Raw genomic sequence first — 20,921 nt, 5'->3', positions numbered from 1 at the left:
AAGCTATCGAGACAAAAATAAAGTAGGTAGCGTTATAACTAGCACTTACAACACTACCTACTCGGGATGAAGACCTTGTGGCAAAGCCGCACACATTAAGAAAGCTCATTAACAAAGCCTTCCATTATTCTACACTATTTTCTGGTATTCGTCAACATTTGTGTTGATTAATACTTTGTTAGCCGTATTGACTATTTTATTTGTCAGCATTACTATCGATTTGCTTCTATAAAGCTCTTAATCTCCCTATCCACGCCAATATTTGCATGCAACCAACTATGCTGCGCAAATCGCCCCGTGAACAAAACTTGCTGATAATTCGCTGGGTTAAAAATAAATGCCGCACTCTTCGCACTATCGACCGCCACTGGGCCATCACTTCGACTACCGTCATCCAAATCGCCGACAATATTCAGCATCTCCAAATTATCTGGAATCTTATCTTTACGCGCCATCATCTCTTTGAAATACTGCGATTCCTTCTTTGGCCCCATAGCCGTTAAATCATACGGCGTCTTGCCATCGCTCGATACAACCGAACCATTAAACGGCGTCCCGATAGCTGTAAACGTGTTTACTTCCGGATAATAATTCGCCTTATAATTATACTTCTGCAAAAAATTCACGAACGTTAAGCCGCCGTAAGAATGCGCGACAACATCCACATCCTCAATCCCGTAATCCTTTTTCAACAATTCCATCGCTTTGGAAAACCATGTCGCGTTATTCGGTATAATCGATCGTGGATTTTCAAAATTCACACGAATCATCGGTCGCTTCATCGCTTTATCATAAACGCCAGAAACATCAATATCACCGTTCTCACGCACTAATAATTTCAGCGACCGCGTCCCAAAATCCGTTGCACTGTAACGAACCGTCGTTGTAAAAAACGTCCAATTCGAGCCATCATACCCGTGAATAAACACAATAGGTTCATCTTCCGATTTTGCAGCCGTCGTTATATGTAGCGTATGCTTCACCCGAAATCCTAGCGGATCAAGCAAAGTCGTCCGAAACCCTATAAATAAAAGCACAACAACAATAGCTCCCGTCCAAATCCACGCTTTCTTCCCCATTATCACACCCCAAATCCCATAAAATTAGAGACCCTCGTGAAAGAATCTCTAATCCTTATTTCGGCGAATTTCTTAATTGACGCTGCCTTGCTTCGCGAAAAAGATAAAAATATTTTGCTTCTGCTTTCTTTAATTCGTATTCGCTTTCTGGATTGTAACCAAAGCTTTTATGCACAATGCCTTTTTGCTGGTTCCATTTTTCTTGTGTGACTTCCATTAATTCTAACAAATACGTATCATACGATTTATGCAACTTGCCGATTTTTTGCTTTCTATGGCGTTTGGTTTTTGCATTTTTGTTACTTCTTGATTCCATGTTTGCTCACCTCGTTTTTAAATTTCACGCCGTCCTTCTAGAGCTTTGGAAAGCGTTACTTCGTCTGCATATTCTAGATCGCCACCAACTGGCAAACCGTGTGCAATCCGCGTTACTGTAATGCCTGATGGTTTTAGCAAGCGGGAAATATACATCGCCGTTGCTTCCCCTTCAACATTCGGATTTGTCGCTAAAATAACTTCTTGAATCGTATCATCTTGCAGTCGTTTTAACAAGTCTGGAATATTAATATCTTCTGGCCCAATCCCGTCCATCGGCGAAATCGTTCCGTGAAGCACATGATATAGCCCGTGAAAATCGCGCATTTTCTCCATCGCGATAACATCTTTGGCTTCCTGCACCACACACACAATACTACGGTCACGAGAAGTATCCGAACAAATATAGCACGGGTCTTTATCCGTAATATGACCACAAACGGAGCAAAAACTTAAATTACGCTTCGCATCCACAAGCGCCTTCGCAAAATCAAGCACATCTTCTTCTTTCATGTCCAACGTAAAAAAAGCCAGTCGAGCCGCTGTCTTTGGCCCAATACCAGGCAATTTCATAAAACTGTCCATCAGCTTAGTTATCGGCTCTGGATAATGCATAAAATCCTCCAAACTTAACTTTCTTTTATGTGTTTCAAACGCTTTGAGGTAACGTACCAAACAGACAGGTTCAGGCGATTCCGCGGAACATCCTGAACCTGTGCGCTTATTCTCCTATTACATGCCTGGTAAGTTCATACCTTGCGTAAATTTGCCCATTGTTGAAGCTGTTGTGTCTTCGATTTGTTTCAGTGCATCATTTGTTGCTGCCAAAACTAGGTCTTGTAGCATTTCGATGTCCTCAGGATCGACTACTTCTTCTTTGATTACTACATCAGTGACTGTGCGTTTTCCTGTCATTTCAACAGTTACCATACCGCCACCTGCTGTTCCAGTGAACATAGACGCTTCTAAATCAGCTTGAGCTTTCGCCATTTCCTTTTGCATTTTTTGCATTTGTTTCATCATACCTTGCATATTTCCCATTCCACGCATTATAAAATCTCCTCTTTCTTTTGATTAGTTTTTATTCTTTAATTTCAATTAAACCTTCTCCAACTAGTTTCGCAGCCTCACTGATGAGCGGGTCTTCCGCAGGTTCTGGGGCTTTTTCGCCGCCATCTTCTGCTTCTGTGTTGTCCGCATTTTTCAGGAAGTTCTCACGGATTTCGCCCCATTGATCTTCGGGGATGCCGATGAAGGAATAATTATTCTTCGTCAGCCTTGAAATACCGTTCGTTACTGTGTCCACAAAATTGGGATTGTCCATCGCCATTTGACAATGAATCTCATGCTTAAATTTTAACACAAAAGTGTCATTAGAGGCAGCTACAGGCTCAGCTTCATTTAAAAGTGCGGCTTGTGACGCCATTAGCATCGAGATAAGGTCACTCCAGCAACTGCGAATGAGTTGCAAATCTTGTTTTTTCGCGGCGCTTAGTACGGCGTTGATTCGACCGACTGGTGCTTTGAATTGCTTGTTACCAGAAATAGCTTGCTTCTTACGCGGCGCGGCTTGTTGCGCCCCAGCATTGTTTGCGGCTACTGCACCACTTGCAATTTGCCGTTTCAGTTCGTTTAGTTCTTGTTCTAAGCGATCCACTTTGTTGGTGAGTTCCGCTACGTCCCCGCTTGGTGCGACGGCTTGTTGGTTTGACGTGGCTGGCGTGGCGCCACCGCCGACTTGGATTAACTGCACAAGCGCCACTTCAATATAAATTCCCGGATGATTTGAAAAACGCATTTGTTGCCCTGCATCATTTAAAATCGTCACGTACTGATAAATTTTATTGGCGTCAGCGGCTGTAGCTAATGTTTGGAAAGCCTCGTCGATAACTGCGCGTTCCATCGCATCCGTCAAATCAGGCGCTTTTTGGAATAGTAATACGTCGCGGAAAAAGACGAGCAGGTCTTCCACTAGACGAACTGGGTCTTTCCCTTCTGCAAGTAAGCCTGAAAGTTTCTCCAAAGCTTGTTTGGCGTCTGAATCAATGACTGCTTGCACGAGTTCCGTCAGCATGCCTTGAGCGACTGAACCAGTGATTTCTAGCGCATCGGCAACCGTTACTTCTTGTGTGCCATAAGAAATGACTTGATCCAGCAAACTTAACGCGTCCCGCATCCCGCCTTCAGCAGCGCGAGCCACAATGTCTAGCGCCTTCTCATCATAAGCGATTTTTTCCTCATCCAGTATGAACGCTAGTCGCCCAATAATGTCTTGCGTCGTAATTCGTTTAAAATCAAAGCGTTGCACCCGCGAAATTATCGTCAGCGGCAACTTATGCGGTTCCGTCGTTGCTAAAATAAAAATCACATGCTTTGGCGGTTCTTCCAAAGTTTTTAAGAGCGCATTAAAGGCTCCCGTCGAAAGCATATGTACCTCATCGATAATGTAAACTTTGTATTTCGCAACAGTTGGCGCGTATTTCACCTTTTCGCGAATGTCTCGGATTTCTTCCACGCCGTTGTTGGACGCCGCATCGATTTCTAGTACATCCGGAATCGAACCATCTGTTGTTCCCGTGCAAATATCGCATACATTACACGGTTCACCGTCCACACTATTCGGACAGTTAATCGCCTTTGCAAAAATTTTCGCTGCACTTGTTTTCCCAGTTCCACGAGGGCCAGAAAACAAATAGGCATGCGATGTTTTATTCTGGACGATTGCGTTTTTTAATGTTCGTGTTACGTGTTCTTGTCCTACCACATCTTGAAAACTTTGTGGGCGGAAAACACGATACAGGGCCTGATATGCCACACTTTCCCCTCCGTTCAGCGCGCCGACAAATGCTCATCTCCGTCGTTAAAGTCTCCGCGCCGGTGCTCTCATACACAAGTATGCTCCGCTCCAGTGCTCGACTTTGCCTAGGATCTAAGCATTTGTCGGCGCGCTGAAGGGTTTGGCGGGATATTTAATAACAAATTCGGCTGTTTCTTCTATTATAGCGTATTGCGTGGTGTTTGATAAGCTGGGTGGGCTTTTATTTTTCGATTTTGGCGGCTAGCTCTTTGTGTTGTTGGATGACGTAGGCTTCGATGCCAGCTAGCGTGCGGGTGATGCGTTTTTTGCGGGTGAAGCCTAGGATGCCTCCGACTAAAATATTGTTCCAGCGAGCCATCGCGGTTTTGGCTTCTACGGTTTCGTCATAGACTACTTCGCAGGTGTGCTCGCTCGTGTTTTCAATGGTGTAGCGTGTTGTGTGCGTGTTTACGTGCGTTTTTGTTTGGAATTCGTAGACTTCTGGCGGAGTGCATTTGGTGATAATCATGATTGCCTCTGAACCGTTCGCCATTTTGCGTTTGAACTTCATGCCTTCAAGCTTTTGGACAAGCGGTTTCTTGCCTGTCGTTTGCTTCACATCGTGCAATACCGAGTTGATAATTGTATCAAAACACTCTTTTTGCGAGATTGCGAGTTTTTTCGTTATTTTCAATGGTTTTTACGCTCCTTTATTTCTTAATTCCATGGCAACTTTCCTCTTTAAAATTATCCCATTTACGCGCATCTTTTACAAGCTTTCCAAGGAAAGAAATTACGATTTGTAGTATAATGGGAGAGAAATGGAGGTCATAGTATGGCACAAAAAGCAGATTTCCCAGACTTCGACAACGGCAAACTCGTGAAGAAGAACGATTATACGATTGTACTTCCTGGCGATAAAGAAATTGTCTTGCCGACAAAAAAGAAGACTGAGGATAAGAAAAACGATTCTGAGCGTGAAGATTAATATTTTGCGGAACAACAAAAAAGCACTTGTCTCTATATTCTAGAGATAGTGCTTTATTCATATCAGCGTGTCGACAAACGCCCATTTCCGTCGTTAAAAGCTCCGTTCCGATGCTCTCGTACTCAAGTACGCTCCGCTTTGTTGGAACTGTTCGACGTGTGACGAGTTACAGTTCCAATATAAGCGTGAACGAAGTGAAGGGTTAGTCCTTGCCTAGGAACTAGACATTTGTCGACACGCTGAAGTTTGGAGGCACGGACAGATTTTTTTGTGACGTATAGTTTTTATTATATTATTCTTCAACTTTCTCAACATGCTCCAAGTCTTTAGCCCGGAACATTTGGTTGTAACGTTCTTCATCTTCTTGGTTATCACGTACTACTTTCGCTACTGTAAATGCGGATGAAATGAGGCCAACTGAGCCCATGAGATAGTATCCCTTTACCATCAATGGTTCTTTCAATGTTACTAGGCCAATAATCATTAACGTCCCGAAAGCCAAAAATGAACCCCATGCTAACAAGACAAATGCCGGTGAATTACGATATGCTTTTCTCTTCATATTATCCCTCCTGTTTTTACAATTATACCAATTCCTTAGTAAAAAGGATAGTACAATTTTACAGGAAGTAATAAAACAGTTTCTTTAAGATGGGAGAATAGTACTTCTTTTCTCTATTATTCTCCTAACTCCACTACCTGATATTTCTTAAAATTCACAACTGTGCGAACAGGAGCTTTATGTTCCTTTTGCAAGTCTTCATCAATCGCGACAATTGCCGAGTTGATTAGGAATTTCTCGATTCGTCCGAAGTATGTCTTTTCTTCACGTTTCCATGTGATATAATCCTCTACTTCGCCTTGTTTCTCTGCGTTAGCTTTAGGAGCTTTGCGCAACTCTAGTAAATTCACACCTTGATTTTCTGCGGGCATTTCATTCACCTCTTTTATCTAGTATAGTTGATTTGGCTATAATTAGATAGTCTTTGTTGTTGTTTTTCCCATAAAAAAACCGAAACAGGACTGTATCTCGGCTTTTTAGATGTATTTAATTTGGTTCAATCGAGAACGTACGATTATATTGAAAATTATACCCCGTCGTTTTCCCTGTTTCTAAAGACACGTTTAACATATTTTTTGCCTCCGAACTACCACTCGTGGACACTACTAAGTTGCCACTGTCTTGATGTGTGAAATGAATCGAGGGAGCTTTTGTATTTATGGTCCAGAGAACTTTCTTCTTATCCGTATCCACAGCGCTAAGTAATATGTTAGAAGCAGATTCTGTTGTTTCGTTATGTTCTACAATAAAGGTCGCATTGTTACCTATATGCACTGGCGTTGACATCTTCCAAGCATTTAGTCTACCAATCAGATTGCTATATGTCGAATCATTATCCTGATAGTTGGACAGTGCTTTCTGATAAGCTTCCAGCGCGTCTAAATAAGCTTGCGTATCTGAATAATCGCTGTATGACGGCATTTTTGGGGGTGCTGCAATGCTTTCAATTAGTTTATACGTATACTTGTCGTTATTGTTTGCTGGTGTCAGCAAGAATGCGCCGTTTAGAAATACTTGGTCCACTACTTTCGTTTGATCGGCGATTGTGCTAGTTCCTTTGTCTATGAGGGAAGTCGTGTACACATATTTACGTTCTGATGATGTAGCAGCTAGCTCCAATCCGCGCTGTATCGCCTGAACATCTTCTGCCCCCATCATGACGAAATACTTGCCATCGCTTTTACCTGAAGCAACAATTTGCCCTTGAGCGCTCTGGATATTGTTCAAATCACCTGATTCAAAAATATTACTAGCATTCACGCCTTCTTTGACATTTCCTTTCATGGAATCCGCGTCTACCTCATACACTTGCCCATCCAATCCTTTAAAAAGAACATGTTTATCTTTAAATATATACCATGCAGTGTTTGTTGGAAACTGATTTTTAAGTGTTGGACTTATTTCTGCTAATTTTTCTTCGTCTGCGATGATTTTGCCGTTCTGCTTATTGATTACTTGCAAATTTTTCCCGTCAAAAATCCATGTCTTTTCGTTAGTCACACCGATTATTTTTTTGCCTGGAGAGGGACCTTTTAAAAGCTTGGTCTTCCAAATTCGCTTCCCTGTTTCGGGTTGAATCGCCACGGCATAAACTTTGGAAGAGCCTGATGTAATCCCATTTTCTACACTATTTGCTTGAAATTCACTGGTCAGCGTCATCATCGTAGACTTACCTTCATGCGTATAAAAGACGCTCTGCGCACTTACATCCACACTGCCCGCGCTCCCCAAAGCTATGGATAGCGTTAAAAACAAACCGATGGGAAAAATAAGAATAACAAGTCCTACCAAAAACCCCGTCAAGAAACCTTTGGATGACTTGCCTCCTCTTTCTGCTGCATACTTCCGGTTCCTAATCTGTCCAATGCATGCAGAAACGAAAACCGCAACTGCAACACCAATAATAATATAAACAATCGTCAAAAAAACATTATGCCAAATCACATCGTTGTACTGAAATGCTGCCACTACTTTGTCCCAAAATGTCATTTCCATCTGTAAAACCCCTTTTTTAATTATGTTTTCTGGTACGATGTCGTGCTTTCTCTTTTATTTTACTACAAAAGATTTCCAATTGGTATTAAATGCAACAAAAAAGTCGGAACATATCGATGATACATTCCGACTTTTAAAGTTATTAAATATTATATTTTCCTGCGTTCAGTGAATTTGCTTTGACTGAGTAGTACACGTCTTGGTTTTATGCTTGATGATTCGACGAAATACAGTGGGCGCTCTTTTGTTTCCATGAAGATACGACCGACATATTCGCCGAGTAGACCCGTGCAAAGTAGCTGAATTCCGCCCATCAGTAGCAACGCATCGATAATTAGTGGCATTGACGTCACGCCTGCATCGCTGACTAATAGATGAATGACTAGATAAGCTGATAAAACTACAGCCGCCACTATCGCCAAGCTTCCGATGATTGTCGCGATTCGCAATGGGGCAATGGAAAGCGAAGTTAGGCCTTCCATCGCGAGTCCGAATAATTTTTTATAGCTCCACTTGGTTTCTCCTGCTACTCGTGCATCTCGGTGGAATAGGATTTCTTTTTTCTTAAAGCCCATCCAGCTGAACATGCCTTTTGTGTAGCGTTGTGATTCGCGCATTTGTTTCAGCGCTTCGATACATGTTTTATCTAGTAAACGGAAATCACCTGTATCTTCTTGAATGTCAATGGATGTCATTTTTTGAAGGAAGCGATAATAGGTTTTTGATGACCATTTTTTAAACCATGATTCTCCGTCGCGGGATACTCGTTTTGCATAGACATCTTTATAGCCTTGCTCCCAATATTTCAACATTTGTGGGATTAGTTCAGGCGGATCTTGCAAGTCGGCATCCAAGAGTATAACGGCGTCACCATTCGTGTAATCAAAGCCTGCCATCATCGCCACTTCTTTCCCATAATTTCGGGATAAACTGACATACTGAACAGCGTCGTCTCGCTCTTGCAACTCTTGAATCACACGAACCGTATCATCCTTACTCCCATCATCAATAAACAGAAAGTAGAAACCATATTGGTGTAATCGGTCTCTTATTTGTGACAGCCTATCATATAAAAAGGGCAACGATTCTTCCTCATTATACACAGGTATCAAAATACATATTTCCTTCATCAAACCTGCTCCTTTCTAAATTTTCGCCATCACATTTTTATTGATTACTGCTGACTACGCGATTGTTTTGTTCTTGAACGGGTCTGTTGTTGCCTTTTAGTTGGCTGCTTAAATCTTGAAGTTGTTGTTTAGACATCGTAATTGGTTTTTCATATACTACCCATTTCACGCCTTCTGTTGTGGCTGGTGTTGTTAGCGAGCCGTCGTATACGTAAAACGCGCTATCTTGTGGTATTAAGCCTAGTGTACTTACAATTTTCTTCATGTCTGTTGTACTGCCGTTTTTAGAATCATTGATTAGACTAGGCAGGTCACCAATTGCTAGGTTTTCTTTGCCTGACTTCACGAAAACACTCACGATAGTTGTTTTCTTGTCTGTTGATACGTGTTTTAATTGTAATTCTGCGTCGAATTTCTTGCCGTCTAGTTCGTGTTCGCTTGGCGTGTGGATGTTGATTTCTTTTAGAATGTAATCCTTGCCGCCTAGTGTCATTTTACTGTCAGCTCTGCCTTTTGTTGTTTCTGCGACTGCTTGGACGCTTTGGTCTTTGCGCGTTACTTTGAACATCGTTGGTTGATATTTGTAATCGATTTTTAGTTTGGCGTCTTGTGTTGTATCGCTTGTTTTAATGTTAATTGGTGATTGTGCTTTGCCAGTGTCACTAATTTTGTAGGCTGGTTTGATAGAACCCCAGTTTTCAGGGCCTGTTTTGCCAGAGTAAGACCAGTCTAGCAGTTGTTTTTCATCGGTTTTCTTGACTGTTTTTGTTTCAGTCTTCGTTTCGGTTGTTTTCGGTTTTTCTTCTTTGGCTTTATCATCTGAGGCACCGCATCCGCCTAAAACCAACATACTACTTGCTAAAATCGCCATTCCTGATAACATTACTTTTTTATTCATTGTCCTAATAACCTCGCTTCATTTTTTTATTCTTTAATTCGTTCGGTTTTTGCCCAGCCTTCTTTTCTCGTTACTTGCTTCCAAAAGGCTAGCCAGATACTTGGGATGGTTAGTATGTTGTATAAAGGCATACAAATACTGGCTAATATCGCGCGAAATAGGGATGTTCCATTTGCGTCTTGCTTACTTTGTTCGTAATAGTAAATGCACCAGACCAGTCCTGGGCCAAAGATAAGCGCTAAAATAATTAAAATCGCACCACTATTTTCTAAGCTATTATTAAATCCTGCTTGCCAATCGATGGCCTGAAAGAAGAATAAAATCATGAACCATGAGAACACCATAATTAAACTTCCTAACAAGTTAATCCACGGCTGCGCTAAAAAATAATAAATGTCTAATTTCGAAATGCCTTGTAACTTTTCTGATTTCACGATTTCTCGAAGTCTGCTCATAGATTGAATATTTCCTTGCACCCATCTGGCGCGCTGTCTGATAAACCGTTTTATTGATGTTAAGCCTTGTTGATACACGATGGCTTTGCCTAAATATTTGCTTTTCCAACCTTTTAACAAAATCGATAATCCTAAATCAAAGTCTTCTAACAAACATTTGGACCATGGTGTTTCGCCTAAATCGTATAGGGCTGACAGTCTTGTAAACTGGCCATTTCCACCTAATCCAACGCTTTCTGTGTATTCACGACTGTTTTGAATCGCTGCAACAGTGGAATAAAACTCAATGTCTTGCAACATCGGTAGCATTTTCGCGCGATTTGTAATGCGAACTCTGGCTTGCGCTGCTCCAATACTTGGGTCACTGAAACATTTGGACGCTTCTTCTAAGAAGTTTGTACTTGGACGGCCATCACCATCAATGACTGTTAAAATAATTTTGTCTGGATCTAAGTTGAGCAATGATACAGCACGCTTAATTTTGCTGTACGCATAATTTAATGATTCGCCTTTTCCTAACTGCGCGTTTGGTTTCTTCCGTTCAATAATGCGGACATTAGGATTTTTTAGACCTTTTATAATGTTAACCGTGTTATCTACTGAATCGTCATCAATAACGACGACCATTTTCTTATCGTATTTCAAAGATAGGATTGAGTTAATCGTTTTTTCAATGACAAGCTCTTCATTAAGACAGGGAATTAAAAAGAGATAGGTCAATTCCGTGTCATCTTTTACGCGTTCCTTGGCATTAGAATTCTTAAATGGTGGCAACAGCAAAATCAAACTCGAGTACAAAAAATAGGCAAAGATCAAAAAGACACTCGTTCCTGCTAATATAACTAAAAGAATATTCATTATCGGCTCCTTACTTTATACCTTTTCCAAAATAACAACTTCCCTATTTTCATAACTTTCTTCTGATTTAATAAATCTTCCTGTACATGAAATCAAGGTGACTTTATGCCCTTTTGTCGTGTCCATAAGATCCGTTGGGAAATTCTTATAGGAATATGCCTTTTTTGAAACTACTTGAAATGTCTGTGCTTTGTCATTGGCATCGGTAATAACTACTTTTTCTCCGATTTTAATATCTTCTAAATACTGAAATAAACCTAATTTGCCGCCCCAGTCACGATGGCCTGCGATAATTGCATTTCCTTTGTTGCCTGGCGTTGGACCGAATTTATACCAGTAGACTTTCGTTATGTCATCGGGAATATACATTCTGCCGTCTTTATCCGTTCCAACAGGGGCAATCGGATTGACCACAGGTTTCTCACCACCGGGCTGAAAAGTGATGCTTTTTGGCATAACATTGTTTTCTTTTGTTTGATCGGTTGAACTTTTTTGTTCTGCAGGGGTGCTTGTTGTTTGTTGTTGCTCTGCGTCACCTGCAATGGTTTGTTGTTCGGATATTTGATAGACGTATACGATGGCTAGTACGATGAGAATTGGTACGATAATGCATGAAATAATGATCCGTTTTCTCACAGGCGACCTTCTCCATTGCCGAAAGCCTCATGTTTGTACGCCACAAATGTTCCGTTGTAAGGAAGTATCCGGATGTACCCTTCTCCAGCCAATTGAGATAGGGCAGACTTAATCGGTGTGCGGCTCATATTCAATGTATCTGCCAGCTCGCGTTGGTTAACAAAGTCGCCTGGTTTCAGCGTCCCGTTAATAATTTGTGCCAAGATATAATTGTAAGCCGTCTCTTCCAAACGTCTTTTTCGATTCTCCATATATTCTCCTCCCATAAATTTTCTAAATAAACCATGTATTCCTATTGTCCGCTAAATAAACGCCACGCTCCAAATTTAGACATCTTCTGGTGTTGTCAATATCGCTTGTCGTTTTTTCTTCTTCTTCGGTACAAAGGCGAGGCATAGTTTTCGAATTTCGTTTAATCCCCATGCAGCTAAAACACTGTAGCCAATAATAAGCGGGATATGATATCTTCCTTGAACTTCTACGAGCAATCCTGACAAAGTAAAGCCTACTTGGAATAGCGTAAACAAATAAATACTCGGGATTTTTCGTAAAATGAGCGCAAGTATCGCCGCTACAAAATTAATTGCCAACATGACATACATAAAGACATTGCAAATCATCAAAATAATATCTGAATGGTACCAAACAAATCCAGCTTGGCTATACACATTCCAGTTGTATCCATAATTTTCATCCGAATAGTGGATGTACTTGTTTTTCATGTGAGATACTAGATCGCCGTCTTTGGCCATATCTTTGTATCTAGTAATACCTTTAGACATCAATTCTTTATCTACTTCACTATTTGTCAGCGATGTATCATTATATAATTTCCAGAACTGATTGGCGTCTTCCTTCGCCCATTGCCCTCCGCTTTTTTCGTTAGCTCCAACAAATAAGCTGTAACCTAGCGAGGAGTTCGACGTTGGGATATGGTAAACAAGTCTATTAATCGTTGACTGCCCTAGTGAAAAAAGCACAAATAAGATAATTACGATGGAATATGCTTTCAAGGTTTTTCGTCGATTCTTTTGCACAATTAGCGCCGTAATCACAAAGGCTATTAAGACAACCGCTGCGAGAGGCCGAATCATGTTCATACAAATCAGCGTCAATGCAAGTAATAATGCCCATAAAGGACTGAATCCATTCTCTTCAATTTTCATATACAAATAAATGCTAAGCACAAATAAAAATAAAAACAGTGGCTCCGTACCTAGTAACGTACTATACAGAAAATAGGCTGGCCAGATAGCAAAAATAAGTGCCGCACTAGTCGCTACATTTCTTGAAAACCGTTTGGCAAGCGTAATATAAAGTAACACACCAGTAAGCCCGGTGAGAAAAATATTAAACAGTTGCCCAACAAAATAGGAATTTCCAAAAAGCTTGTAAACAACCGATAGAACATTGGAGAAATTGAGGATATGTGTAAAATATGGGGCGTAAAATAGAATACCTTTATCGAATAAAACACTCCAGCTATTTTGATCGGCAACATAACTGGCGATAACGTTGTAGTAATAATAATCTGAGACTGCATCTGTTGGTAGCCAAGCAATCCAGATGATTCGTGGAACAAGAATGAGTAAACTTAGCGCTAAATAAAAGTAACCCTTCTTCCACTGATATAATTTTGTAAATAGCCATGTTAGTAAGACAATGAGAACAATCATGCCTAAGCCTACTGCCAACATCGTCCAGATTGTAAATGCATCGCTACTACTCCAAGATTCTGGTAACAAACATGTTGTGAGTACGAGTAAAGCTATCATGATAACTACTGGAAACCACATTGCTAATCCTGTTAAACTCTTTTTCAGCACGCCTTTCCTCCTATTCAAAATTTATAAAAGAGATGCGGCATCGGCTTATTACCAATGCCACATCCCCTTTATTTATTAATTTTTTCGTGATGCTGTTTTATTGAACGGTTACTGTCATTGTTTTAACTACCATGTTGTCGCTCTTACGTTTGACAGTAATTGTTGATGTTCCTTTTGTTACTTGTACTTCAATGTGGCCTAGAGCTCTAGTATCTGCATTGTTGTTTGTGATGTTTGGATTTAATACAGTTGTGTTAGAGATACTGAAGCTATAGTCGTTATTGAAGTCAGCTGGTGCGCCATCTACGTAGAACATAATTTGACGACGACCGTTTGTTTGTTGATCTGATTCTTTCTCTGCATCTAGGGCGTTGTAAGTTAATGTTACGCTAGATTTATCAGCTAGACCTTCAATGGCATTGTAGATTTGGACTGGTCCACCATTAGGTTTGTCCCCATTGAAATTACCTTGTTCAACGATGCTTGAGAAGTGTGAAGCTATGTTGATTGTTGTTTTAACAGTAATTCCAGTTGTTGGTGATGTAACATTTACTGTTGTAGATCCTTCTTTCAAGCCTGTAAATGCACCTGTGTTGGCGTTAATCGATACGATGGATGGGTCATCGACAGTGTATACTAGCTCTTGGTGCGTTGCATTGGTTGGATTTACATGTGCTTGTACTTGACCCGTTGCACCTACCTTAGCATTGTACGGTCCTGAAATAATTACTTCTGAAATGGCTACTGCAGGGCCTACTTTTACTGTGATTGTTTTTGTGATGTTACTGCCATCTGTTGTTTTCACAGCGATTGTTGTTGTTCCTTCTTTTTTCGCTGTCCAGTTGCCGTTTGCATCGACACTAATAATGGAGCTATCTGCTGGTGTATAAGTTAGTGTTTTATTAGCTGTGTTGGATGGGGCTACTGTAGCATCTACTTTACCTGTAGCTCCAACTTTTGTTGTAATATCTGTTGCTCCCAATGTGATGTCTGTTGCTTTCACTGGGTTTACGGTGATTCCTGTTTTAACCGTAATGCCAACGCTTGGTGATTTAGCATATACAGTTGTTGAACCAGCTTTCAAGCCTGTGAATTTACCTGTGTTAGGGTCAATAGATACGATAGACGGATCATCTACAGAGTACACAAGCTCTTGATGTGTCGCATTGTCTGGTGTTACCCATGCATTTACTTGACCTGCTCCGCCTACTTCAACATTATATGGTCCTGAAATATACACTCCTCCAACACCTATATCAGCTGGTGACACTGTTACTGTAATTGTTTTGGTGATGTTACTTCCGTCTGTTGTTTTCACAGCGATAGTTGTTGTTCCTGCTTTTTTCGCTGTCCAGTTGCCGTTTGCATCGACACTAATAATAGAGCTATCTGCTGGTGTGTAAGTTAGTGTTTTATTGGCTGTGTTGGATGGAGCTACTGTAGCATTTACTTTACCTGTGTCTCCAACTTTTGCTGCGATATTTGTTGCTCCCAATGTAATGCTTGTTGCTTTCACTGGGGTTACGTTGATTACTGTTTTAACCGTAATGTTAACGCTTGGTGATTTAGCATATACAGTTGTTGAACCAACTTTCAAGCCTGTGAATTTACCTGTGTTAGGGTCAATAGATACGATAGATGGATCATCTACAGAGTACACAAGCTCTTGATGTGTCGCATTGTCTGGTGTTACCCATGCGCTTACTTGATCTGCTTCACCTACTTGAACATTATATGGTCCTGCAATAACTACTCCTGCAACACCTACGTCTCCAGCTTTCACCGTTACCGTAATTGTTTTTGTGATGTTGCTTCCATCTGTTGTTTTCACAGCGATTGTTGTTGTTCCTGCTTTCTTCGCAGTCCAGTTGCCGTTACCATCAACACTAATGATTGAAGTATCTGCTGGTGTATAAGTCAATGTTTTATTAGCTGCATCTGATGGTGCAACAGTTGCATCAACTTTACCTTTATCTCCTACAGTTGCAGAAATATTTGATGCACCTAATGTGATACCTGTTGCTTTCACTAATGGAACTTCTGTAACAGTAATACTTGTTGTCAATGGAACTGTAGCTGGTGCTTTAGCTGTTACTTGTGTTGTACCAACTTTCAATGCTGTAAATTCACCTGTAACAGGGTCAATAGATACAATACTTGGGTCAGCAACGGTATACGTCATGCGTTGATCTGTTGCATTTTCAGGTTTCACGCCAGCATATACTTGACTCTTATCGCCAACTTGTACTGTATATGGTCCTCTTAACCAAATAGTATTAACAGGAATCACCAAAGCTGCGTTCATGTCTGTACGTGTTTGATTTGAATCTACTTTGATGTAACCAGATACGCCATCTTTACCAAATGCAGCATTAGCAAGCACTGCATAGTCAGTTGGTGGTGTTATTTTAATATAATAATCACTTGGTGTTACACCTTTGAATACATAAGTTCCGTCGCCATTTGTTCTTGCAGTTGCTACAACAGTACCATCTGTGCCATAAAGTGTAACTACTGCACCTGAAAGACCGCTTTCGCCAACTTCTTGCGTACCGTTCCTATTTTTGTCTTCAAAAACAGTTGAGCGAATTTGACCTGCTTCTTGTGCCAATGTTAGGCGTAGATTATTGATTGTGTCGTTATTGCCAACATGCAAGTAATAAGAGTTACCGTCGCTACCAAAACCGTTAGATGAAGCAAATGTGTAGTCTCCAGGGATTGATGCTTTCACGTAATAATCTCCCGCTGGAAGAGAACCAAACGCGAAGCTTCCGTTAGCTGCAGTTGCCACTGTCTTCACTAATGTTCCGTCAACATTGTATAAGGATACATTTTGACCGCTAACTCCTGCGCCTGTTGTTGTATTGATTAGTCCGCTAATGTTTGCATTTGCTTGTTGTTTCAATGTTACAGAGTAGCCAGTAATTGCGTTGTCGCCTGTTGCGTGTACATAATTACTGTTTCCATCGGAGCCGTAACCTTGTCCACTAACAAAGCTGTAATCTGTTGGGATTAGAACTTTTGTATAGTAGTCACCTTCAGCTACTTGTTGGAAAGAATAGTTTCCGCTAGCATCTGTTTTTTGTGTTGCGATTGTATTTCCTTGTACGTCGTGTAATTCAACTGTTACACCAGAAAGTCCTGCTCCTTGATCACTCTTCACAGAACCTGCAACGGAAGAATTAGCAGTTGTTTTTAGACCTAAATTCAGTTCATTGCGAAGATTTTGTTCATTTCCTACTGTAAAGTATCCTGTGCTACCGTCTGCCCCGTAGTACGTACTAGATGCATATTGATAGCCTGATGGGATATTTGCTTGTGCGTAATAACGTCCTGGTTGTACGCTAAATCCGTAAGCACCAGTGCTGTCTGTCACTGCTGTTCCAACTTTGTTTCCAGCGTAGTCATAAAGGCTAACTGTTACGTTTGGAATACCAGCTTCACTGCCGTCTTTTTGACCATTGCCATTGACATCGTTATACACGAAGCTTTGAATTGTTCCGCGTTGTGGGTATAGACCGAAATGATAACCTGTAATAGATTGATCACCTGTAATTGTGATATATCCGGAGTTACCATCGCCACCAATACCTTGTGTTGTATAAAGTTTTTCATTTGATGGAATTGTTGCTGTATCTACGTGAATATAATATGTGCCATTTGGAATTTCGGTAAATGCGTATTCACCATTTGCGTCTGTTGTTGATGTTTGGATAAGTTCTCCTTGATCAGAGTACAACTGAACTTTAATGCCTGCAACGCCATTTTCACCGCTGTCTTTTTGGCTATTACCATTCAAATCTTCAAACATTGCGTCTTTGATTGAGCTAGTTCCTACTTGTTTCACTGGTGTGAATGTGAAGAAGTTACCAGTAACCGTAGATCCGTTTGAAATTGTGAAGTAGCTTGAGTTACCATCGCTTGGATTTATTCCTTCTGCTGAGAAAAGTTTTTCATCGCTTGGTAAATTGTTTACATCTACGTTCAAATAGTAAGTGCCATCGTCTAGATTATCAAACAGGTATTTCCCTGTAGCATCTGTTGTGACTGTTTTTACAACTTGACCTTGATCGTTGTATAGTTTCACTTGAATGCCGGCAACACCTTTTTCACCGTTGTCTTGAATTTTATTACCGTTTAAATCTTCAAACATTGTGTCTGTAACTACGCCTTGTCCAACTGCTGCGGATGCTTGATAAGGGTGCAATGTTGGAACTAAGCTACCTGCTACTAAAGAAACGACTAGTAAGCTAGAACCCCATTTTTTGACCATTAAATTCTTTTCCATAACTTCCTCCTGATTTAAAAATATACTTAAACTTAGATTTCTTCTTGTGTCTCGCTTGATTTACGTTTGGCATTTACGAACAAAATACCTGCTGTAACAGCTGCTAGCGCAACTCCTATTGTTGCTGCCATTAATGGATAGCCCTGTAGAAAAGCTACTCCTAAGAGTGGGCCTCCTCCAGTCATTGGTACTAAGGGGTTCAAATTTCCTCCTTGACTCATACTATTCCTCCTTTCATGACCTAAAGAAATGAATAAATGATTGGATGCATCATTTACACTCTTATCTTAATCCAATTCTTTACTTTTATTTTATTTAAAATAGTAGGTTTTAAAATGGTGCTTAATCGCAGTGGCAAGCTGTTTTTTAGTTTTTGTGGGTGAGAATTTTGCTGTTTGGCTTTTATGAATAGGGATTGGATTTGCTAAATTTTTAGGCTTGCCGCGGGAATTTATTCGTTTTTAAATAATTTGGTGTTAATGTTTATAGGCTGTGTCTTGAATATAGGAAAATGATACGACGTTTGGATGTGGGTTGAATTGCAGGCTGGCCAATTGATTTCTTATGTTACTGATGTCTTTTGGATTCGGGACATCGCTAATAACAACGACGGGTAAAGTTCCGATTTCAACTTCTATATCGCTGATTAGCAGACAGTACCCTTCCATAGTGTGTTGTAAATCGGCTTCTGTAACGGTAACCAACTCAAAATGGCCTGATAGATGTTCTTCTAGACTGATTCTGATGAAGGTTTCCCATAGCTCGCCTTTGGCTGTGAGTAGCGCGATTCGTTTTCTTGCTCTTTTTAACGTGATTAGTAAGATGAGCATTTCCATGATGTTTTTGCGGGTATTGATTTTGTACATTGGGTGGGTATTGCTGAATTCGTTGTAAAATGCGCTTACTTTTTTAAAATCGGAATGGTAGAGTCGTTGCACTTCGCTATATAGCTTTCCTTCTTCGTAGTCGAGGTAATCCGCCATATAGGTTCCTGTGTCTTCAAAAACGAGCTGGGTATGCAAAAGTGTGAGAAATTGTGTATTGGTCGTCAAGCTTTGTTCTACGATTTTTTCTGCTTGACTGACAAAATGGCCTAGTCCTTCAATTCCATAGATGAAGTTAGAACTGCCAACTGGTGCTGGGTACTCTTTTAGTTGTTTGCTAATGACATAGGTTAGCCAACTGTATTCTTCGCGGGATACGTAGAGATCTAGCTTTTCGCGAATTTCTTTTATCATGCAAAAGACGGCTACGGAAACGTTGGGATTAGCGGTTTCGCTAGATATGTTTTCGCCAATATCGTTTTTTTCTTGGACGCGGATGATGGTAATGATGGTAAGTAGAATAATTTGTTGGGCTGTTTTGGCGGGCAGGTGGTTATCGAGTTCTAATTCGAGCCTGGCGATAAAGTCTTGGACGATGCGAAGGACTTCGTCTGGCATTGCTACATCTGACTTCGCTTCATTTATGAGCTGGAAATAGAAATTCCTGATGTCGGTTTCTTTTCCGGATAGTTGGAAAGGACGTTTGGAGATGGAAATATGAAATTTGGATAGCCTTTGGTTGATATTGCGAATGCTTTTATAGAGTAGTGGCTGGGAAATGAATAGTTCTTCGGCTATGTTTACAACACTGTCATGTTGTTCTCTAAAAGCGGCGGAAAGCAGTTTGAAGGTGAGTGTTTCTTTGATTAATATTTGCTCTACTTCCAGGATGGAGCGATTGCTGGGTTTGATGAGTTGTACGCCTTTATAAGAAACAGTTTCTATTTCAAAGCCTTCTGGTAAAATTTCTTCAAGTTCTGATAAATATCTTTTCATCGTTGAAATTGTTACGTCAAATTGGTCTGATAAATCTTTTAATTTAATGAAAAAACTATCTTTATTAAGAATGTTCAATATTTTTATAAGCAAATTGGTCTTTGTTTCTAGTGAGAGTAATGAGCCTACAATTCCCAAGGATCGTCACCACCTTTTGTTTTAATAATAAAGTGATATTTTTCTATTGTTAGCCAGCCTTTTGCGATGTATATTTCTGTGATTCTTTTGATGGAATTGAGTGTCATGTTGGTGTAGTCTGCTAGGAATTTTTTATTGAAGCATCTTGGAATGATCCAGCCTTCTTGTACCGGAGTTCCGAATTTCTCTGCGAGTTGGCATAATGTTTCTTTTACGCGGTCTTGGCCACTTTTATATAGTAGGAGTTGATTTTCTACCAGAATTTCATTTTGTTTTTTTTCGCGGAATAGTAAATAGAGCCAGCCTTCTTGGAGACTTAATAGTAAGAATAAGGTATCTTTTTTGTTAAATGCTAGCACCGTTCCTGCTTCGAGAACCTCGTATTTTTCGACATCATTTTTTTGAAATAGGAAGGAATTAAGGCCTATGAAACTTCCTCCTCCAATAACCGCTAATGGGACGCCTAGCTTTTTTTGGGCCAGTGTTCCGTTTACGATGTAGTAAATGTAGTCGCTAGAACTTGTTAGGACATCTCTTTTCTTTATCTCCATTTTCTTGGGAGTCAACGAGGAAAGCTGTCTAAATAAGTTTGAATCATTGAATTTATCCTCGAGTGTGTCTCTTCCGTATAATTCCAATATTTGTTCCATTTCATGATCTCCTTCACTATTCTTATTTCGTTTTACGTGTGTTCTCTCGTAGGTTCTCCACGTTTAAATCTTAACAGCTCTTATTTAATTTAAAAGTGCGTTTTTTGGACTTATCCTTGCTTATTTGTGTACTTTCTGTCACAACTTGATAAAATTAACCTTCTTTCTTATGCTTTTTTGCAAGCTAAATTTCTTTATTTATCAATTGGTTTACTACTGTTTTGCTGTTCTTCTTGTATCTTAGTATATTCTTTTTATTTTTATTCATATTTTCTTCATATTATTTTGGCGAGATTTAAAGGTATGAAATAATAACAATTCGGGGGTTTTTGATTGTATTTTGGTGCTTATAAATGGGGGTTTTCTTTTAGTTATGGAGTTTTCGTGTCTTTTTGTTAATTTGACTTCATGCTCGGAATAGTATTGTTTTTGTGATTATTGTTCTGATTTTGGACCTTTGTGTTTATGTATATTTATTTAGGTTAA

20 protein-coding genes are annotated in these 20,921 nt (G+C 40.1%); 1 reads left to right on the top strand and 19 read right to left on the bottom strand.

All coding sequences use genetic code 11. From position 1 onward, the window contains the following. Positions 1 to 212 precede the first annotated feature (212 nt). The 6 genes from EP57_RS15705 to EP57_RS15680 all read right to left on the bottom strand — a co-directional run bounded on the left by EP57_RS15705 (position 213) and on the right by EP57_RS15680 (position 4,885). Positions 213 to 1,079 carry an alpha/beta hydrolase gene (locus tag EP57_RS15705; RefSeq protein ID WP_052167723.1) on the bottom strand — a complete coding sequence of 289 codons (867 nt, stop codon included), beginning with the start codon at positions 1,077 to 1,079 and terminating at the stop codon, positions 213 to 215. Positions 1,080 to 1,134: 55 nt separating this feature from the next. Continuing rightward, on the bottom strand, positions 1,135 to 1,395 hold the full coding sequence (locus EP57_RS15700; protein ID WP_036088292.1) for a YaaL family protein: 261 nt from the start codon (positions 1,393 to 1,395) through the stop codon (positions 1,135 to 1,137). A 17-nt stretch (positions 1,396 to 1,412) separates the two neighbouring features. Next, entirely contained in the window at positions 1,413 to 2,009 is a 597-nt protein-coding gene (gene recR, locus EP57_RS15695) for a recombination mediator RecR (RefSeq protein ID WP_036088291.1), read from the bottom strand. 117 nt (positions 2,010 to 2,126) lie between these two features. Further along, positions 2,127 to 2,444 carry a YbaB/EbfC family nucleoid-associated protein gene (locus EP57_RS15690; RefSeq protein ID WP_036088289.1) on the bottom strand — a complete coding sequence of 106 codons (318 nt, stop codon included), beginning with the start codon at positions 2,442 to 2,444 and terminating at the stop codon, positions 2,127 to 2,129. A 31-nt stretch (positions 2,445 to 2,475) separates the two neighbouring features. Next, positions 2,476 to 4,209 carry a DNA polymerase III subunit gamma/tau gene (dnaX, locus tag EP57_RS15685; RefSeq protein WP_036088287.1) on the bottom strand — a complete coding sequence of 578 codons (1,734 nt, stop codon included), beginning with the start codon at positions 4,207 to 4,209 and terminating at the stop codon, positions 2,476 to 2,478. A gap of 223 nt (positions 4,210 to 4,432) precedes the next feature. Continuing rightward, complete coding sequence (locus EP57_RS15680; protein WP_036088285.1) at positions 4,433 to 4,885, bottom strand: DUF3284 domain-containing protein; 453 nt, start codon at positions 4,883 to 4,885, stop codon at positions 4,433 to 4,435. Positions 4,886 to 5,026: 141 nt separating this feature from the next. Here EP57_RS15680 and EP57_RS17035 point away from each other — a divergent pair, with 141 nt between their 5' ends. Beyond that, positions 5,027 to 5,179, top strand: coding sequence for a hypothetical protein (locus tag EP57_RS17035; protein ID WP_159106443.1), 153 nt, complete (start codon positions 5,027 to 5,029; stop codon positions 5,177 to 5,179). A 292-nt stretch (positions 5,180 to 5,471) separates the two neighbouring features. On the opposite strand, the gene EP57_RS15675 is transcribed toward EP57_RS17035, so the two are convergent. The 13 genes from EP57_RS15675 to EP57_RS15615 form a co-directional block, all read right to left on the bottom strand. Beyond that, the gene (locus EP57_RS15675) at positions 5,472 to 5,741 is read right to left on the bottom strand and encodes a YiaA/YiaB family inner membrane protein (RefSeq protein WP_036088283.1); all 270 of its coding nucleotides are present in this window, start codon (positions 5,739 to 5,741) and stop codon (positions 5,472 to 5,474) included. Between the two features lie 116 nt (positions 5,742 to 5,857). Then, positions 5,858 to 6,112: a DUF2187 family protein gene (locus tag EP57_RS15670; protein WP_036088280.1), complete on the bottom strand. Its 255-nt coding sequence runs from the start codon at positions 6,110 to 6,112 to the stop codon at positions 5,858 to 5,860. A gap of 115 nt (positions 6,113 to 6,227) precedes the next feature. Further along, positions 6,228 to 7,736, bottom strand: a complete 1,509-nt coding sequence (locus EP57_RS15665; RefSeq protein WP_036088277.1) for a PA2928 family protein — start codon at positions 7,734 to 7,736, stop codon at positions 6,228 to 6,230. A gap of 149 nt (positions 7,737 to 7,885) precedes the next feature. Next, entirely contained in the window at positions 7,886 to 8,866 is a 981-nt protein-coding gene (locus EP57_RS15660) for a glycosyltransferase family 2 protein (RefSeq protein WP_036088275.1), read from the bottom strand. A gap of 37 nt (positions 8,867 to 8,903) precedes the next feature. Beyond that, a complete protein-coding gene (locus EP57_RS15655; protein ID WP_036088271.1) occupies positions 8,904 to 9,764 on the bottom strand; it encodes a carbonic anhydrase in 861 nt (286 codons plus the stop codon). Positions 9,765 to 9,790: 26 nt separating this feature from the next. Continuing rightward, positions 9,791 to 11,077, bottom strand: coding sequence for a glycosyltransferase family 2 protein (locus EP57_RS15650; protein WP_036088268.1), 1,287 nt, complete (start codon positions 11,075 to 11,077; stop codon positions 9,791 to 9,793). A gap of 15 nt (positions 11,078 to 11,092) precedes the next feature. Further along, positions 11,093 to 11,713 carry a class F sortase gene (locus tag EP57_RS15645; RefSeq protein ID WP_036088266.1) on the bottom strand — a complete coding sequence of 207 codons (621 nt, stop codon included), beginning with the start codon at positions 11,711 to 11,713 and terminating at the stop codon, positions 11,093 to 11,095. Then, on the bottom strand, positions 11,710 to 11,964 hold the full coding sequence (locus EP57_RS15640) for a GntR family transcriptional regulator (protein WP_036088264.1): 255 nt from the start codon (positions 11,962 to 11,964) through the stop codon (positions 11,710 to 11,712). Before EP57_RS15640 ends, EP57_RS15645 begins: the two co-directional genes overlap by 4 nt. A gap of 75 nt (positions 11,965 to 12,039) precedes the next feature. Next, a complete protein-coding gene (locus tag EP57_RS15635) occupies positions 12,040 to 13,539 on the bottom strand; it encodes an ArnT family glycosyltransferase (RefSeq protein WP_036088262.1) in 1,500 nt (499 codons plus the stop codon). Between the two features lie 97 nt (positions 13,540 to 13,636). Further along, positions 13,637 to 17,827 carry an SdrD B-like domain-containing protein gene (locus EP57_RS15630; protein ID WP_036088259.1) on the bottom strand — a complete coding sequence of 1,397 codons (4,191 nt, stop codon included), beginning with the start codon at positions 17,825 to 17,827 and terminating at the stop codon, positions 13,637 to 13,639. A 32-nt stretch (positions 17,828 to 17,859) separates the two neighbouring features. Further along, a complete protein-coding gene (locus EP57_RS15625; RefSeq protein WP_036088257.1) occupies positions 17,860 to 18,048 on the bottom strand; it encodes a hypothetical protein in 189 nt (62 codons plus the stop codon). A 255-nt stretch (positions 18,049 to 18,303) separates the two neighbouring features. Next, positions 18,304 to 19,785 carry an AcpB/EbpR/MafR family transcriptional regulator gene (locus tag EP57_RS15620; RefSeq protein ID WP_036088254.1) on the bottom strand — a complete coding sequence of 494 codons (1,482 nt, stop codon included), beginning with the start codon at positions 19,783 to 19,785 and terminating at the stop codon, positions 18,304 to 18,306. Continuing rightward, positions 19,773 to 20,435, bottom strand: a complete 663-nt coding sequence (locus EP57_RS15615) for a Crp/Fnr family transcriptional regulator (RefSeq protein WP_036088252.1) — start codon at positions 20,433 to 20,435, stop codon at positions 19,773 to 19,775. The genes EP57_RS15620 and EP57_RS15615 overlap by 13 nt, the downstream gene beginning before the upstream one ends. Positions 20,436 to 20,921: the final 486 nt, after the last annotated feature.

Origin of the sequence: Listeria booriae (assembly GCF_000766865.1) — a bacterium.
GTDB lineage: Bacteria > Bacillota > Bacilli > Lactobacillales > Listeriaceae > Listeria_A > Listeria_A booriae.
The sequence above is the reverse complement of the archived record's forward strand: the minus strand, read 5'-3'. Positions and strand labels throughout refer to the sequence as shown.